Origin of the sequence: Paenibacillus tianmuensis, from assembly GCF_900100345.1 — a bacterium.
Lineage (GTDB): Bacteria > Bacillota > Bacilli > Paenibacillales > NBRC-103111 > Paenibacillus_G > Paenibacillus_G tianmuensis.
This window is the reverse complement of record NZ_FMTT01000003.1, coordinates 42,924-60,586: the sequence shown is the minus strand read 5'-3', so window position 1 is coordinate 60,586 and position 17,663 is coordinate 42,924. Positions and strand designations below refer to the sequence as shown.

General features: G+C 47.2%; 13 protein-coding genes and 1 pseudogene. 5 read left to right on the top strand and 9 right to left on the bottom strand.

Going from position 1 to position 17,663, the window contains the following annotated elements; all coding sequences use genetic code 11:
• Nucleotides 1-73: 73 nt before the first annotated feature.
• From BLO51_RS03060 to BLO51_RS03045, 4 genes are all read right to left on the bottom strand, one after another.
• Nucleotides 74-1,783, bottom strand: coding sequence for an extracellular solute-binding protein (locus tag BLO51_RS03060; protein WP_090666729.1), 1,710 nt, complete (start codon nucleotides 1,781-1,783; stop codon nucleotides 74-76).
• Between the two features lie 36 nt (nucleotides 1,784-1,819).
• Entirely contained in the window at nucleotides 1,820-2,968 is a 1,149-nt protein-coding gene (locus tag BLO51_RS03055; RefSeq protein WP_167670090.1) for a Gfo/Idh/MocA family protein, read from the bottom strand.
• 162 nt (nucleotides 2,969-3,130) lie between these two features.
• Nucleotides 3,131-4,717: a response regulator transcription factor gene (locus BLO51_RS03050; RefSeq protein ID WP_090666725.1), complete on the bottom strand. Its 1,587-nt coding sequence runs from the start codon at nucleotides 4,715-4,717 to the stop codon at nucleotides 3,131-3,133.
• A gap of 15 nt (nucleotides 4,718-4,732) precedes the next feature.
• Entirely contained in the window at nucleotides 4,733-6,574 is a 1,842-nt protein-coding gene (locus BLO51_RS03045; RefSeq protein WP_090666723.1) for a sensor histidine kinase, read from the bottom strand.
• Nucleotides 6,575-6,769: 195 nt separating this feature from the next.
• On the opposite strand from BLO51_RS03045, the gene BLO51_RS03040 reads away from it, so the two are divergent.
• On the top strand, nucleotides 6,770-7,690 hold the full coding sequence (locus BLO51_RS03040) for a bifunctional helix-turn-helix transcriptional regulator/GNAT family N-acetyltransferase (RefSeq protein WP_090666721.1): 921 nt from the start codon (nucleotides 6,770-6,772) through the stop codon (nucleotides 7,688-7,690).
• Nucleotides 7,691-7,787: 97 nt separating this feature from the next.
• On the opposite strand, the gene BLO51_RS03035 is transcribed toward BLO51_RS03040, so the two are convergent.
• Nucleotides 7,788-8,681, bottom strand: coding sequence for a LysR family transcriptional regulator (locus BLO51_RS03035; protein ID WP_090666719.1), 894 nt, complete (start codon nucleotides 8,679-8,681; stop codon nucleotides 7,788-7,790).
• A 134-nt stretch (nucleotides 8,682-8,815) separates the two neighbouring features.
• On the opposite strand from BLO51_RS03035, the gene BLO51_RS03030 reads away from it, so the two are divergent.
• The 4 genes from BLO51_RS03030 to pdxR all read left to right on the top strand — a co-directional run bounded on the left by BLO51_RS03030 (nucleotide 8,816) and on the right by pdxR (nucleotide 13,634).
• Nucleotides 8,816-9,835, top strand: coding sequence for an alpha/beta fold hydrolase (locus BLO51_RS03030; protein WP_090666717.1), 1,020 nt, complete (start codon nucleotides 8,816-8,818; stop codon nucleotides 9,833-9,835).
• 96 nt (nucleotides 9,836-9,931) lie between these two features.
• Nucleotides 9,932-10,759 (top strand): MerR family transcriptional regulator, encoded by an 828-nt coding sequence (locus tag BLO51_RS03025; RefSeq protein ID WP_090666715.1) that lies wholly within the window; start codon nucleotides 9,932-9,934, stop codon nucleotides 10,757-10,759.
• The gene (locus BLO51_RS03020; protein ID WP_090666713.1) at nucleotides 10,756-11,922 is read left to right on the top strand and encodes an MFS transporter; all 1,167 of its coding nucleotides are present in this window, start codon (nucleotides 10,756-10,758) and stop codon (nucleotides 11,920-11,922) included. The genes BLO51_RS03025 and BLO51_RS03020 overlap by 4 nt, the downstream gene beginning before the upstream one ends.
• 281 nt (nucleotides 11,923-12,203) lie before the next feature.
• Nucleotides 12,204-13,634 (top strand): MocR-like pyridoxine biosynthesis transcription factor PdxR, encoded by a 1,431-nt coding sequence (pdxR, locus tag BLO51_RS03015; RefSeq protein WP_090666711.1) that lies wholly within the window; start codon nucleotides 12,204-12,206, stop codon nucleotides 13,632-13,634.
• Between the two features lie 33 nt (nucleotides 13,635-13,667).
• Here pdxR and BLO51_RS03010 read toward each other — a convergent pair whose 3' ends face one another.
• The 4 genes and pseudogenes from BLO51_RS03010 to BLO51_RS02995 form a co-directional block, all read right to left on the bottom strand.
• A complete protein-coding gene (locus BLO51_RS03010) occupies nucleotides 13,668-14,402 on the bottom strand; it encodes a YggS family pyridoxal phosphate-dependent enzyme (protein WP_090666709.1) in 735 nt (244 codons plus the stop codon).
• Nucleotides 14,403-14,462: 60 nt separating this feature from the next.
• Nucleotides 14,463-15,407 (bottom strand): annotated as a pseudogene (locus tag BLO51_RS03005) (hydroxyacid dehydrogenase); the annotation flags it as partial.
• Between the two features lie 98 nt (nucleotides 15,408-15,505).
• Nucleotides 15,506-16,042: a pyridoxamine 5'-phosphate oxidase family protein gene (locus tag BLO51_RS03000; RefSeq protein ID WP_090666707.1), complete on the bottom strand. Its 537-nt coding sequence runs from the start codon at nucleotides 16,040-16,042 to the stop codon at nucleotides 15,506-15,508.
• A 396-nt stretch (nucleotides 16,043-16,438) separates the two neighbouring features.
• Nucleotides 16,439-17,635: an NADH-dependent flavin oxidoreductase gene (locus BLO51_RS02995; protein ID WP_090666706.1), complete on the bottom strand. Its 1,197-nt coding sequence runs from the start codon at nucleotides 17,633-17,635 to the stop codon at nucleotides 16,439-16,441.
• Nucleotides 17,636-17,663 lie beyond the last annotated feature (28 nt).

Genomic DNA, 17,663 nt, shown 5'->3' with positions numbered 1-17,663 from the left:
TCCTCCCCTGACAAACGCTTAATTTGAGCACATGGGGAATTTACAAGGTGAATATAAATTCCCCATGGTTTGATTATTTCGTATACTCTTTCACTTTGGCTTGCTGCTGCTGGAAGATCTCGTTGTACTTGTCGACGACTTTCTGCGGATTCAGCACCTGATATTGCTTCATCAAGTCTTGCCAAATCTGTTCGAATTCTGCTTCGGACTTGGCCATGACCAGTTTAGCCGAATTTTTGACGCGAAGCTCGACGATTTTCTGGGAAATCATTCCTTCGGAGCTGGTAGGATCGATAATGATCCCGCTCGCCAATCCGCCCGGAGCAGGGACACCGTTCTTCCTGAACCAATCTTTCGAGTTGGCCCATCCGAGCGTTTTGTAAGTGTCTGCCACCGTCTTGGTCAAGGAAAATTCGTCGGAAGCCGCGGTATCGTTCAAGAGATTGTAAGGCTGGTTGTCCTTCGCCGTAAGAAGTCTTAACCCCAGGAACGACATACCGACGCCGATGCCTTGCTTGGATAAGTAATTCGGGTCTTCCCGATATCCTTTTTTAAATTCGTCCGTCAGAACCCGTTTGCCGTCGACCCGCTTGTAATGAACCCCTTCTACACCGGCTTGAAGCAGGATCTGCCCTTCCTCGGAAGAGAACCAATCGATCAGCTCGAAAATCCGCTTCGGATCCTTGGCGTTCTTCGTAATGATGATGGAGTCGTACGGGCGCACCGTTTCCAAACGAAGATTTTTCTTCTGACCTTCCTTGACCATCGTGTTCGTCTGAATCGGAAGCTGGATATATCCGAGATCCGGATGTCCCGCTTTTTCCAGCGATGTATTGACCTGATCTTTAATCCACATCGTATAATAGAAGCCTAAGGCTTGGCCGGAATTGACTTTCTCCGTCACTTGGGTGAGCGTATCCGTGAAGCTTTCGTTGTCGAGCAGTCCTTCGCGATACAATCTGTTGAAAAACTGGTACGATTCTTTTGTATACGCATTCAAAAGCATATCTTCAAATTTCTGGTCCTTTATATTGAAGATAACGCCTTCATTGCCGACCGAGATATACTTGTCCCCTTTCTCATACATAATGGGCATGATACCAGCCATCCCCCACGATTCCGCCAAAGGAGCGACAACCCCGAGCGTTTTCTTGCCGTTCGTCGTCGGATGCGCAGCGATCGCTTTCTTCAGGAATTCCACATAGTCATCCGTGCTCAACAGCTTCGGATAGCCTTGTTCCTTGAGAATATCGTTACGAATGGCGATATCGTTGCATTCGCAAAAGTTGTTGACATCCTGTGGTACGTTCGCTTCCCATTTGTACAATTTGCCGTCGCTCGCCGGCAGCCGCCAGAAAGGAATGGAAGGCTTATTGGCCTCGTTAAAATATTTGGCATCCTTCAAATAATCATCCAGCGGCAGCGCAGCGCCTGCATTGATATATTTGGTTACTAAATCCTGACGTTCTACGCGCAGCATCTCCGGATAGTCTCCGGAAGCAAGCATCATGTTCAGCTTGTCCCGATAATCGCCGCTAAAAGGAATGAATTCAAATACGATGTTGAATTTATCTTTAATGACTTTCCCGACCGGAGTCTCATCACTTCTCTTCACGATCGTATTCCCCGTCGAAGTGACTAATACCTTGATGGTATATAACGCTCGCTCTCCTGTCGGAGCGTCGCCGCTTGCTCCCAGATTCGAACCCGTGCCCCCACAAGCCGTCGCAAACAGCAACAGCGCCGCTACGCCAATCCCCGTCATTCGTTTCCACAGTTTCAAAGTCATCCCCCCCTTGAAGTATCCCTTGCCCTCAAATCACAATTTAATAATTTGATCCGCATACGAACCGCTCTTCCGGAAGTTGGGCATCTCCATCGCTCTTCCGCCGTTCATAACGGATAGCTCGGATAACAGCGCTACGGCCGTCCATTCACAGGCGTCGTAAACATCAATGGCGGGTTTCTCCAACCCTTTAACCGCATTTACGAAATCCTCGATGATGAAATAATCACTCCCCCAATGTTTCGCATTCTTCTGCTCCTCCGTTGCGTTCTTGTAGCGGTCCGGCAAATAGTCATAGAAGTCGCTCAGCGGGCGCCATTCCCTATTGTAAGCGGGATCACCTCCCATCGATTCCAGCCACACTTTATGCTGATCACCCATACCGCGCGGCGCTTCGAAGCATCCCTTCGTTCCTTGCAGAGTGTAGTTCACATTGAGCGGCCGCTTCGAAATGCAATCGGTGCGAAGCTTGATCAGCTTCCCGCTTTCCATCTGGCAGAGCGTAATTGTCGTATCTTCTTGGCGAAAGCGGGAATCCGTATGCCACCCTGAACCATAGCAAGAAACGGATCGAATCCGGTCGCCTTCGAACCACTTCATGACCGGCCCGAGGCTGTGTGTCGGATAGAAATTCCCTCGCTTGCCCAACTGCCAATACTTGCGCCAAGTCGGTGCTGTTTGCTCTGCTGCATTCGTGCGGTTGAATTGGTAAGCCAAACTGCGAACGTCGTGAAGATATTCCCCTTCGCCAAAGTAGACTTCACCAAACAAGCCTTTCTTCACCATATTGGTGATCATCTGATTTTCCGGAATATAGCAATAGTTTTCGGCCATCATATACACGCTGTTAGACGACTCCACAACTTCCTTCAACCACCACAATTCGTCCATCGTAACTCCCGCCGTAACTTCGCAAAACACGTGCTTTCCTGCTTGCAAAGCTGCGATCGTTTGCGGTACGTGAAGCTGCATGGGGGTAGAGATGACTACGGCATCGATGTCCGATTCCAGCATGTCTTCGAAAATTCGGTAGGTATGCTGTATTCCATGCTCACGCGCCGCTTCCTGAAGGTACTCTCCATCCAGATCGCAAAGCGCCACAACTTCCGTATCGGGGCAACTCTGGAAGCCCTGAAGGGAGCTAAGTCCTCGCACTCCTGCGATCCCCACTTTAATTGTCATATTCATCCACCCCTAAGTCATAGACAAGATTTGTAAGCCCTTTCATTTCTAATGGTTCGTGTGCTCTTCCTCACACTTTTATTGTAGAGGAGGCGTATCGTGAATGTAACATGACAAAACCGTAATTATAGCAGGACAAAAAAGCACAGATTACGAAAGCGCTTAACTAAATTTTCGCATCCGGACCGTTTTCTTGTACTCTGCCGGAGAAACCCCTTTGAATTTCTTGAAGATCCGATAAAAATAATTTAAATCCTTATAGCCGACCTCCTCGCAGACTTCATACGTTTTCAAGTAACCTTCTTCCAACAGTTTTGCCGCTTTTTCCATTCGGACCCCGTTTAGATAATCGATGAACCCCATGCCCGTATGCTTTTTGAACAGCTTGCCGATATATCCTTGGTTAAGAAAAAACTTGTTCGAGAGAATCGCCAAATTGAGGTCTGTATTATAATGGCAATTCACATATTGAACGATATGGTTGAGCACATCATGGTCGAAACCGCCGCACTTCTCTTTGATATGGAAAGCCGTTTTGACGCATGCGGCCTCAATAAACGCAACCTGCTGCAGTACGTCGTTATTGGCACTAACATTCCCGGCATCGATTTCGTTGTCGAGAATGGTTTTTAAGTCGCCGCCGATTTCGTTCATTATGGTCGCAAGCTCCATAAAAATGCCGATCATGATGGAATACAGCACTTTATTCGGCTGTTGTAAAGAATCCGCGTAATGGGAGAGGCGTTCCATCTCATGCAGGATACCGGCCTCATCGCATTGTCGAACCTTGCTTATAAGGACGGAATGATCCCAAGCGGAATCCGAATTGCAGTCCATTTCCATATTATCGTAGATCGCTATACCGGCCCCGTGAACAAGCCCTTGCCATTTTGCGGCTCTGCAGCTATTTCGATACGATTCGGGAATGGCTGCGGCGCTCATGGCCTCATTTCCGAGTCCGATGATAATCTCGCCGCTTGTCACATGCTGAATATCCGTATACAACTCGGGCAGCACCACTTCTTTAATGTAACTCATGTCATACTCCCCGCTGTAAAGAAGAGCCCCAAGCAGATCCTTCTGCTCCGGTTCAAACACATACCCGCATTTATGCTTCTCCAGCGTGTTGCTCATGATCTCCTTCACGATCTGCTTTGAAATGCCGTATTTCATTTCTCTTGGAGTACAGTCTGCATACCGATTATCGCCAAACAGCACGATGGAGACGCAGCAGGTGCTGTCCGTCAGGATTTTTCCCCAACCCCCCACATCGTAATCCGTTTGGTCCCATGCTCCGGTTTTGACCAGCTGAACAAGAAGTTTTTCCCGTATAAAATTCTCTTGCTTTTTTAGCGACCGTTCGTTGGTGCGTTCATGATCCAGCTCTTTTTTAATGGATCGAACCGTGCTTTCCAGCATATCCCTATTGATCGGCTTCAATATATAATTGCGGACCCCGTACCGTAAAGCCTCTCTTGCATATTCAAACTCCGAGAAACCGCTAATGATAATAACTTTGGCGCCATTGCGCGTTTCATTCAGCTTTTTTATCAGCTCGATGCCGGACATTTCGGGCATTCGAACATCCGTAATAATGATATCGACAGCCGTTGACTCCAACTGTTTGAGCGCATCCGAACCGTTACGCGCAACGCCCGCAATTCCGAATCCCTCGCTCTCCCAATCGATGATCAGCTTAAGTCCTTCGCATATATTGGGCTCATCATCCACAAACAAAACTTTATACATGTCTACCCCTCCTGTTCAACTGGCGTCCGTTACTGGTAAACTGACCACTACCTCAGTCCCTATCCCCTTGCCGCTGTGTATGACCAGGCCATATTGATCCCCGAACAACAAGCTGAGCCGGGTATGAATATTGCGGAGTGCTATCCCGGAGTAGCCCCTAGGAGTGTCTGCTTGATTGCTCTTATGGATCGTCTCCCTCAATAGATTCAACTCATCCTCATCCATCCCGGCTCCATTATCCGTTATCTTAATAACAAGCTTTCCATCGGCGATACGGGCGCGTACCGTTACAGTCCCCCCAGCCGCCTTTCTTTCTATTCCATGGTAGATCGCATTTTCGACCAGCGGCTGCAAAATCAGCTTCGGAATATATACGTTCAGCACATCGGAAGGCACATCTTTCTCGTAGTTGATCCTGTCGCCATAACGGTATTTTTGGATCAGGAAAAAAGATTCGACAAACCGCAATTCGTCCGAAAGCTTGTAAATATCGTTATGGTTGCTTAGCGCCAGCCTGAATGTTTCGCCAAACATTCCGATGATATCTGAAGACTCCCTGTCGCCCTTCGTGAGCAATTTCATACGAATGGATTCAAGGGTATTGAATAAATAATGCGGATTGATCTGGCTCTGCAGAGTATGGATTTCCGCCTCCCTTGCCCTTGTTTCAATAATGCTGTTTTTGAGCTTTTCCTTCGTTACCCGGATTTCGGCTTCATAGACCTCATGAATTAATGTGTCTATTCTTTCGATCATTTCATTAAAGCTGTTATCCAGGATGCTAATTTCATCCGTGCCCTCTGCTTCATCCGAAATCGTAAAATTTCCTCTTTTGACATTGCTGATTTTTCGTAGAAGCTTGCTTATTCTTCCCGTGATATTTCTGGATAGGAGCATCGTCAATAGGAAAGAAAACACGATGCAGAGCACCGAAAGAACAACGCTTGTCATTCTGATTTGTTGAATGCTTGAATGTACGGCTCCTGCTGGAATCATATATACAATGCTCCAATGGTTTATGTTGATCGACGGATGATCGATCTGTTTTCTGAGCATAATGTAATCGCTTCCATCATAGCGTGCAAAAGAATATTCTTTGCTGTCCTTCCTGTATTCTTCTTCGAAGGGGACTTCATTCAAGTTTACATATTTTTTTTCGTGTTCGGTAGAAAGAACAAGGTTACCTGCGGCATCGCTAATAAATATTTTTTTCCCCCCTTCAACCTCCTTTGAAATAATCGAGTATAATTCATCTTTCCTGAAAAAGACTGCAAGCACGGAATTCGGTTTATATTCGCTTGTATCGCTAAACAGAAACCTGTAATTTCCTAAATACTCCTTATTGGATAGGTTGATTGAGTTTCCGGCTCCGGCCCACTTGATCGTCCCCCCTCCCGGGTTTGAAAGATCCGCCCATCCTTCCTTTGCAAGATCATCCATAGAATGATTCGTAATCCCGGAAAACCCGATGGTAGAGTTTTTAGTATAGACGCGAATAAGCGCTTCGGAATTTTTATAGTTTAACATGGACATTAGCGGCTTGACGAACAGGTTGAAATCATTCAGCGCCTCATAAGGCGATGTATATTCGGTATTCAAGTATTTCGTAAACTGAAGGTCGTTCGACAGCCCGTCGGCCATATCGTAGTAGACTTTCAGCTTATTCGTTAAATTCTCATCAAGTTGTTCGACTGAAACCTTGGACAGCTCCAGAGAGCTTTTGAAAGCGATAGATTTAATACTGTCCGAGAGGAAATATTCCAGAACAATGATTGGAATAATAGTTACGATCACGTAAATCAAAATAAACTTTTTCCAGAGTCGTATGTTGTTCGAGATCAACCGATTTGGAACCATTCCCAACCCCCTATTCCAATGCCTGATTCATAGACGAATCGTGCCGGTTACTTTCTATTATAGCTTTTTATGCGTTATGAATATAGAGTGTAATCATTAACAGAAGAAATCGCGCGAAGAAAATTAGTTGACTAAGTCAATTATAAACATTATTCTAGTATTAATTTTAGCTTAGGAAGATCAGGGGGATAACCTATGGAATCGATTCAATATGTTGAAAAAATTCGTAAATTTAATCGGTCTTATGCAAATGTGCTAGGTAAAATCGATCAACAAATTTATAATCAAGCTTTTTCATTGACAGAGGCAAGAGTGATAACAGAAATCCATCATGGAAATGGCTGTACGGCAACGGAGGTTAGAGAAAAATTAGGGATCGACCGAGGCTATATGAGCCGAATGCTCCAACGATTTGAGGATGAAAATATCATCCTCAAAAAACAGTCAAGTGAGGATAAACGACAGTATGCCCTCTTTTTAACCAAAGATGGCGAGAATATTTACGAAGACTTGGTTGAGCATGCGCGTCGCGGAGTAGATAACATGATTAAACCCTTATCAAAAAATGATTTGTCCAGACTGGTCGCAGCCATGGAAACCATCGAATCCGTTTACTCGAAAGAATGTTCTTCCGCTTCAGAAGTCCTCATTCGGCCATTTCAATCGGGAGATGCCGGATATGTCGCACATCTTCATGGAAGGATCTATGATAAGACCTATAAGTTTGGCCAAATTTTTGAATATTATGTTATGAAAGGTTTAGCAGACTTTATGATAGATCCCGAGGGAGGAGAGCTATGGGTTGCCGAAGTGAACGGTGGAATCGTCGGTTCGATTGCAATTACAAAGTCCAGCGATACCGTCGCCCAACTCAGATGGTTTATACTGGATGAATCTTTTCAAGGGAGAGGCATAGGAAAAAAACTCATTGAGACCGCCCTCAGCTTCTGTAGAGAAAAAAACTATGCACATGTGTTCTTATGGACCGTAAGTACGTTAGAATCGGCCCGCTATATTTACCGGAAATATAACTTTAAATTAACTGAAGAAAAACCAAACGACGAATGGTCCGCAACGAAATTAATTGAAGAACGATGGGATCTTGATCTTCATTGAGAACCAAAGAAGATAAAATGAAATGCAGGCCAATCGGCGGCCCTGGCAATACGCCACCCGCTTGGCCTGACCTGGCATTCCATCGCTTTTACCGCGCTTATGAGCTTCGTTTTAATACATTTCCAGCCAATTCCATAAAGGCCCTGATCGATGGTGAAATCCATTTCTCTTGATGCCATAGCATTTGAGTAGCAAATCGTATTTCAGATAAATCCCAAGGCAAAGCGATCAGTTCTCCTCGCTCCACCTCTCCCTTTATCGCCATTTCAGGCAGCAAGGCAATGCCTAGCCCCATCATTGCGCATTGTTTAATGGTCTCTGCGCTGTTAAACTCCAGTTCGGTCAGGCTGTCGGCCCCTTTTCTCAACAACGTGCGATAGAAGTACGTCCGATAAGAGCAGCCCTTTTCGCTTAATAACATATGCTCCCGGTGAAAATCTTCTATGCTTAAGGTTGACCGCGAAGCTAATGGATGGTCGGGGGAAACGACCATAAGAAAGGGCTCGTCCAGCAAAAGCTCCGTATGAAGGTCCGCAGATACGGCGGGTTCATCGAGTATAAAGACCACATCCGCGTTTCCTTCTCTCAGGCTCTGTTTCAAATTGTGACTGGACAAGGGCCGGAACAAAAGACGAACGTGCGGATAACGCTCGCGAAAAAGCCGCAGCAATGCGGGCAGCCGGTACGTACAGAGCGTTTCGTCCGCACCGATGACGACGGTACCGGTCAACTCCCCGCTTTGACTTGCGGCATGCCGGGCCTCTTCTACATCATTTAAAATTTTGTTGGCATAGGGCAAAAACCGACGGCCTGCGTCTGTTAGCACAACACTCTTGCCCAAGCGATCCAGCAGCTTGATCCCCAATTCTTCCTCTAAAGCTTTGATTTGCATCGTGACAGTAGACGGAACATAGTTCAATGATTCGGCCGTTCGGCTAAAATTGCGGGTGGAAGCAAGTGTCCAAAATGTTTTTAGCTGGCGGATATCCACGAGAACAGCACCTCTCTATTCAAATAAAATGAACATTATAATCAAAAACGTTTCGTTGATTTGATGGTAACCGTATCGTAGAGTAAAAATCAAGCTTCACCATAAAATCTTGTACAGCAGAGGAGAGTCGAATCATGAAAGATTACGAAATTTATTCACTTGGGGATGTCGTGCTGCAATCGGGACAAACGCTGCCTCAAGCCTTTCTTGCCTATAAAACCTACGGAACCTTAAATGCCGCCAAGAGCAATGCTGTTGTTTATCCTACCTGGTTCGCTGGTCTGCATACCGATAATGAGTGGTTGATTGGGCCAGGCAAAGCTCTCGATCCCGACAACTATTTTATTATTGTGCCTAATATGTTGGGCAATGGTCTGTCTTCCTCCCCAAGCAATACTCCGGCCCCTTTGGACAGAGCGAATTTCCCGCTCATCACGATTTATGATAATGTCCGGCTCCAACATCGGCTCGTCACCGAGAAATTTGGCATTACAAAGATTGCTTTAGTCATTGGCTGGTCGCTCGGAGCGCTACAAACCTTTCAATGGGGGGCAAGTTATCCTGAGATGGTCGAGCGGATTGTACCGTTTGGCGGAACAGCAAAGACCAGGCCGCATGCTCAGGTTGTTTTTGAGTCGCTTATTGCGGCGTTGCAAGCGGATTCCAATTGGAAGGAAGGCTTCTATACCCGTCAACCAGTAGCAGGACTCGCCGCAATGGGACGCTCCTACGCCCCTTGGGGGTTTTCTCAGGCCTATTATTTGGAGCAGCTCTATCAGCCGGAGGGATATTCGACGTTGAAGTCTTATCTGGAAGACTATTGGGATCAGGTGTTTCTTTCCTTTGATGCCAACGACTTGATCGCCATGCTCCGTACGGGTATACACGGGGATATTAGCGCCAATCTTGAAGACAACGGAAATTTTGAGCAGGCATTAAACCGGATCACGGCTCATGCCCTTGTCATGCCGGGATCGACCGATCTGTTTTTTCCTTCTGAGGATAATGCGTATGAAGTGAAGCATATGCCGAATGCGATTTTCCGGCCTATCGAATCCAAATGGGGACACTGCTTCGGGATCGGACAAAACGAACAGGATTCTCTCGTGATAGACAACCATCTGAAACAATTTTTGCAGCTGGGACAAAATTAGACAGAACGTCTCTCGGAAGTCTGACTCAGCTCTTGACTTTATACCCGACTAGAGGGTGTATACTCATACCGAAATAAAAGAAAGGAAGGTGAAGCATTGTTTAAAATCAGCGAATTTTCCAGGCTAAGCCGAATTCCGCTGCAAACCCTGCGCTATTACGATCAGCTCGGAATCTTAAAGCCGGCCAAAACGGACGAATCGACCGGGTATCGGTACTACTCCGCGGAACAGCTGCTGGAGATGAATCGGATCGTCATTTTTAAAGAATTGGGGTTTACACTGCAGCAAATCGCGCATCTTCTTCAAGAAGATATATCGGCTGAACAGATTCGCGGCATGCTTAGACTCAAAGAAAGCGAAATCGAGCGGCAGCTTGATATCGAACGGTCCAAGCTTGCCCGGGTTAAAGAACGAATGCAGCTTGTGGAGCGCGAAGGAAGGATGGATAAAGAACAGGAGGTTGTCATGAAGCGCGTTGAAGACATACACCTGATCACTTATGCTTCCGCAGGCACAACTGACGTGATCCCAAACCTCTTCGAAATTTTCGATGGACTTCTCGATAGCCGCTCCAGAGCTTCCTTATCCGGTCCGCAGACGGTGTTATGGGACGCACCCGGCAGCACGGTGGATGCCTTTGAGCTCGAGGTCGGCTATGCCGTGAAATCGGACGTTCCTAAGCTGCCCGAGCATCTCCATCTCCGTTTCCTGCCCTCGGAGACCGTAGCCACGCTGCTGTTCCGTTCGGATTCGTCGTTTTCGGAGACGGCATGCTTGGACCTAGCTTCGTGGATCGACCGTAACGGCTACCGCATTCGAAGCGACCGGCCCGGAAGAGAAATTTATGTACCCCTTTCGGGGGAGCCCGGTACTTGCCTTATCGAAATTCAAATTCCGATTGAAGTTGGAGAGGATCGTCAATGAGAAATAAATGGGTCGTCTATTTACTTGCACTGGCCGTGTTTCTAATCGGCACAATTGAGTACATTATAAGCGGAATCCTCCAAATGGTAGCAGCAGATCTTGGAATTACGACATCTTCTGCGGGAATGCTCGTCACGGCGTTCGCCCTTTCCGCAGCGCTTGGAGCCCCCGTCGTGATTGCGGCAACCATCCAGGTGGACCGTAAAAAAATGCTGCTGCTCATGCTCGGTATTTTTATTCTGAGCAGCTTTCTGGCCTATTTCAGCCCCTCGTTCGAGATGATGCTGGTGACGCGAGTGATCCAAGGCCTCAGTGGAGGCACTGCTACTGTAATTGCAATGGCCGTAGCTACGCGTCTGGTCGAAGTACAACATCGAGGACGAGCCATCGGCACGATTTTGATGGGATTAAGCAGTTCTCTTGTTCTCGGCGTACCTGCCGGCACATTTTTAAGCGAAGTCGTTGGTTGGAGAATGTTATTTATCCTCATAGGGCTGCTATCGTTGATTCCGCTGCTGGCGGTTTTCGCCAGAGTCCCGTCCATTACCGAGCAAAAAGTCATAACGCTCGGAATGCAGCTGTCGATTTTGAAAAACAAAAAAATTGTTACTGCGCTTGCCATTACACTGTTTTATATAGGGGGATACTCTACGCTGTTTACTTATATAGCCCCCTTCTTGCAGGCGAATGCCAAGCTGTCGGCGGCTGCGCTTTCCGGCATTCTGCTGCTCTTTGGCCTTTGCAGTTTTGTCGGCTCCAAATTTGGAGGAATGATTGCGGATACGAAAGGGCCGAAGTTCATGATCTATACCGGTCTTTCCGTCCAAGCCGGAATGCTGCTGCTGCTGGCTTGGGCAGGCGGCTTGATCTATGCGATCATCCCGTTGATCATGATATGGATGATGGGTACATGGGCGACCTCCCCGGCACAGCAGTTGTATATGGTTTCCTTGGCACCCCACTCGCCGGATATCGCTCTAAGCGTCAATACTTCGTTTATCCAATTCGGTTTCGCTTTCGGCTCGGCCATCGGGGGAATGGTGATCAGCGGTTTCTCCATAGGCCATCTCGGCTGGTCCGGGTTCTTCATGGTCTTGCTGGCGCTCCTGCTAGCTGTCCGATTGTTCGCTTACAATAATAAACCGGATCATGTAACGGTGTAGACGAAAACCACAAAAGACGAAACGTCTGTACCGATTGAGTTTGTTATCCGAATTGAGACATATGTATCCCTCCGATTCTTGAGACCGGCTTGCTCTGGCCTCCAGGACTTCGGCGGGATTTTTTTTTGGACAATTTTAGCAAAATAAAGGAAAAGTTATCACGTGTTGCAAAAGCAACTTTTGTCATGTTAGTATATCAATCAATGGAGTGTTACTGAATATCCATAAATCAGAGTTTAGAGCAATCCATAATCCCAGTAGAAAACACTGGAGGTGAATGAATGCTAAAAGTAAACCGAGATGACGAACGTCCCATCTGGCAGCAACTTCTGGATCAAGCGATTCATAATATTACAACCGGAAAATGGCCGCCAGGCGAATTGCTGCTCCCATCCCGCGAACTCGCTCCGTTGATTGGCGTTTCCCGTTCAACCATACAGATTGTTTACGAGGAGTTATTCAGCCGCGGGTACACCGTAACCTCTCGTCGCGGCGGGACAAGAGTTAGCCAATGGACCTACGCGACTCGTCCTTCGGAGGATGCTGCGACACAAGGACCCGTCCCTCCCGAATTGCCTTTATTAAACGCTGCAATCGGTCATTTGCACAGTTGGTTCGGAGACAAAGAACATCGAAAAGTAGAGATCGATTTCAGTCCCCATGAGCCTTATTTGGACGAACATTTTCAAAGAAATTGGAGACAATCATTTTTACAGGCCTCCACAGAAACAGACCTGGGCAGCTGGGCTTACGGCGACGCCTATGGATTCCTGCCGCTGCGGGAACAGATTCAACGTTATTTGTCACTTGAACGGGGCGTTCATGTGAGTATCGATCAAATCATATTAACTTCAGGCGCACAACATAGCATTGATTTGATTGCCCAAGCCCTTTTACATGAAGGAGACACGGCTTCGGTTGAAGATCCCGGCTTCCCTGCCGCCTGGATGGCGATGAAGTATCGGCGTATGCAAGTTGTCCCCGTTCCGGTCGACGAGTACGGGCTATGCGTAGACCGCGTTCACCCTGGGTCCAAACTTGTGTTTGTTACGCCATCGCACCAGTGTGCGGTTGGAGTTATTATGTCGGAACCTCGCAGGCAACAATTGTTACACATGGCTGCCGGGCAGCGGCTTTGGATTGTTGAGGACGATTACGACAGCGAATTTCGATATCGCGGTGACCCACTTCCAACCTTGTTCAGTCAGCGACCTCAGAATACGTTGTATATGATGAGTTTTTCCAAAATGGTCGCTCCCGGTATTCGGATATCGGCAATCATTGGTCCCAAAGAGGCCATTCGTCGGCTTGCCCAAGTCCATGAATTAACCTATCGTCATCTTCCGATTATGGAGCAATTAACGCTTACTCATTTTATCGAACATGGTCATTTCATGCGCCATATGAGACGAGTTCGAAACGTATATCGGCGCAGACACGAAGCCATGACGAAGGCCATCATCACGACAGGTCTGAGCGAACACTTCAAACTAAGCGGCGTAGAAACGGGGTTGCATATGCTTCTTGAGGCTGACCCATCGTTTGACGAAGAAGCCGTGACGAACTTAGCGCTTGAAGAAGGAATCCGCGTTTATCCGCTTAGCAAGTATTGTTTGGAAAGCGATCGAAAAGGATGGGTACTGGGTTTTGCTAAAGTAGATGAAGCAGCCATTGAAGCAGGCATTCATCGTCTGGCAGGGATGCTTTTATAATACAAGCGTTCCCCTGCCTCTCTCCTAATCGTCCTAGCGCGCGTTTTCGTTCCAGTAGTGGCTGTCCGGCAAGTAACGTTGGCCAAATACGCTTGTCCCTACGCGGATGATAGTAGCTCCTTCTTCGATGGCCACCTTGAAATCACCGGACATGCCCATCGAGAGGATGTCCATTTCTACACACGGAAACTTTTTCTCCCTAATTTGTGTTTGAATACATTTTAATAATCGGAAGCAGTGCCGGGTCTCGTCATTTGTAGCATTCAGTTTTCCAATTGTCATTAAGCCTTTCACGTTTAACGTTTCGAACTGGGACAACTGTTCCACTAACTCCAGCGCCGTTTCCGGAGAAGCACCAAATTTACTTTCTTCATAGGACGTGTTGATTTGTACCAGAATATCCATGGTCTTGTTCTCTTTGATGAGCTGATGGTGCAGGGCCTGCCCCAATTTCAAACGGTCCACAGAATGAATAAGTGTAACATATTTGACAACGTCCTTCACTTTATTCGTTTGCAAATGTCCGATAAAATGCCATTCCACCTGATGATATTGCTGCATAAGCGGAAATTTGTCCCGAAGTTCTTGCGCTTTGTTTTCCCCAAATAGAGTCTCACCCGCCTGTATAGCCATTTGCAACTTTTCAAGCGGTACGGTTTTGGTCGCCAACAACAATTTCACGTCCCCGATCTTGCGCCCCGAGGCTTGGCAAGCCAATTCCATCTGCTGCCTTACGGTTTTGAGATTCTCTTCAACTAGATGGCCCATGTTTCCTACCCTCTTTCTACTCACGAATGGCATTTACGACATTGACTTATTCCGAACCGAGATGGTGACTGCATTTTTAAACGGTTCATTTCGCAGGATACGAATAACTTGTTCGGAAACATCAAGGGCTACATTCTCTTGGGCTTCCAAAGTGGACGCGCCCAAATGCGGGGTAACAATCATTTTGGGATGCCTTAAGAATGGGTGATCTGGCGCCGGAGGCTCACATTCAAATACATCGAAAGCTGCGCCTGCCACAATTCCTTCGTCGAGCGCCTCAATAAGAGACGCCTCGTCAATAATTCCCCCGCGGGCGCAGTTGATAATTCGCATTCCCCGTTTCATGACATCGAATTGCGGCCCTGCGATCATATGATGCGTTTCATTCGTTAGCGGCGTATGAACCGTCATAAAATCAGCAGTCTGTATGATTTCATCTACTGTCGCCAGCTTGATACCCAGTTTGTTGGCCCTTTCTTCCGATAAAAAGGGATCGCAGCCGATAACGGTCATCCCAAATGCTGCTGCGCGTTTGGCCACTTCGATCCCGATACGGCCAAGTCCCAGCACACCGAGTATCTTATTTCGCAATTCAACACCAAGGAATGATTTACGGTCCCACAGCCCGGCAACGGTTTTGGCATGCGCTTGCGGAATATGCCGGGCTAATGCCATCATCATCGCAAAGGTATGCTCGCACGTCGTGACCGTATTGCCGTCGGGTGCATTGACCACGATAATCCCCCGGCTCGTTGCGGCATCCAAATCAATGTTGTCCACACCGACTCCTGCCCGGCCGATGACTTTCAAATGAACACCGGCCTTCATGATACGCCGAGTGACTTTCGTTTGAGAACGGACAAGCAACGCATCATAGGGACGGATGATTGAAATGAGCTCCTCTTCGCTCAACCCCGTTATTTTGGCGACCTCCACATCTTCAGCACGCGTCAGTTGCTGCAATCCAAAATCACTTATGGGATCTGATACCAGAACTTTAAACATTGACCTGCCTCCTTCTCTATAAGCTAACGGGAAACCATAGTTAATAATGCAAATGCTGCCGCATAAGTAACGGCAGCATTCATATAAATAAAAACATCTTACACGGTTTTTCCAGGTTTGAACATTTTTTCTTCTTCAATCGGATTTTCTTTCGCGGTAATATGATGTGGATCAATTCGGTACACCTGTACCGGACCACCGAATACTGCTGACCGGTATTTGTCTACGTGCTGTTGGGGTAACGGCCGATTATAGTAACCAGGCACATACTTATAAATCATTTCTTGCAACATGTGTGTAGCTTCATCCAGATCGACGATGGGCTGTGCCTTGCCAAAAATCATTACGCTCATATACGCTGTGTCCGTCTTGGCTGGCACCGGATCAGTAATCGTTCCATATTCCTCACAAACCGTAAAACAGACCTCCGGGTTAGCACTCATAACCTGATTTCGTCTCCCACCGGTGGCTCCATGGAAATAAAGCTTCCCATTTGTCCAAACAAAATTGAGCGGAACAACATACGGCAGATGACCATCAACCATTCCAAGATGTCCAATTCGAGCTTGCTGCAGAAATGTCTCAATCCTGCTCTTGTCCAACACTTCTCTTATCTTATAACGCACTCCATCCATTGTTATCACTCCTATTATATTGAAGTATTCCTACGTAAGTTTATCAGCCATTGGAATGAATATAAACGTCCAAAATTATAGAGATATAGCAATCCATATTTGACACTAAGCAGTGCTCCCCTAAGTCCGGTATGGTGGAATGGCTAGAAATGATGAAATTTCAGGTTGAGATTACGACTCATGCTGCCTACACGAGGACTGTCCCATATTTTCGGGAAAAGGGTATCTCCTTTAAACAAAAAAACAGCCAGAATAAATCTGGCTGATTCAATCTCTTTATGGGATTACCCGAGAGAGGCCTCATTATTTAATATAGTAAGAGGTGTGCTTGAAGAGCTTGCGAAACAGGAACCCGAACTGTAGTCACAAATAGCTAGCCACGATCTGAAATCCTTCTTACATTTTCTTCTCAAAACCTTCCATTGGTGCAAGTGAACGCTGATAGTTGTCTTCCTCCGGCTCATCAGTGGTAAAGCGCATGAGCTTTCTGAAAGACCCTTCGAGATAGGCTTGCATAGCTGGAGGGATACGCAGTTCATCCAGTTCGGAAGGCGAGAGGCGGTAGCGGATACTGCTCAAATCGCCTGTTTCCACCTTTTGCACCCACTTCGGCTCACGGATCAATTCCCGACCGATGGCAACCAAAGCCGCGCCGGATCGAATAACCGTTTCCGCATCCTCCGGGCGCTCCACCGACCCTATGCCGATAAGTGGTTTTTTATCCTCAAGCGCCTTAATAAACTTGTCAAGCACCGGTTCCTGATCGGAAGTGTCATGAAGGGAGGTACGTTTATAACTAGCCAATGACAGGTGCAGATAATCAATCGGAGCATCGCTTAGTCTCCGGGCAAAGTCCAGAGAATCCGCAAGACGAATACCCGGTGTTTCGATTTCTTCCGGGGAGAGACGGTAGCCCAGCAAAAACGGTTTATGCGCATGGGTGGCGATAATGGAAGCAACCTCATCAATAACCGCTAGTGGAAATCGCATCCGTTGTTCAAATCCGCCCCCCCATTTATCTGACCGTCGATTAGAGTGCGGAGAAAAAAACTGCTGTAGGAGATAAGTGTTCACTCCGTGCAGCTCCACCCCGTCGAATCCTGCACGGATTGCCCGTAAAGTGGCCTTGCCAAAGTCCTGAATCATATCTTCGATTTCCTCAGGCGTTAATTCGCGTGGTGTTTCTGAATCTGCCGGGTGTGTAGCAGCGATGGGGCCGGAACTTACTGGCTGAACACCTCTTAAAATTCTGCTATTTGTCTTGCGACCTGCATGAAAGATTTGGACAACAGCTTTCGTGCCGCCTTGATGAATAGCTTCGGCGATTCTGGAAAGTCCTCGGATATCGGCATCCTTCGCAATCGACAATTCGCCTTCAAAACCCTTTCCGTTCTCGGCAACATATGCAACGCCCGTAATGATCATTCCGGGGCCGCCTGCTCTTTCTGCATAATAATTTACCTCATCGCTAGTAATCGAACCGTCGAAGAAGCTTGACATGGTCGTCATGGGGGCCATGACGACTCGATTCTTTAATGTGACTCCTTTTGTGAACGTATAAGGCTGGAGGAAGTTCCAATGACCATGATTCATGATGATCACTCCTTTTCAATTTTGGGGG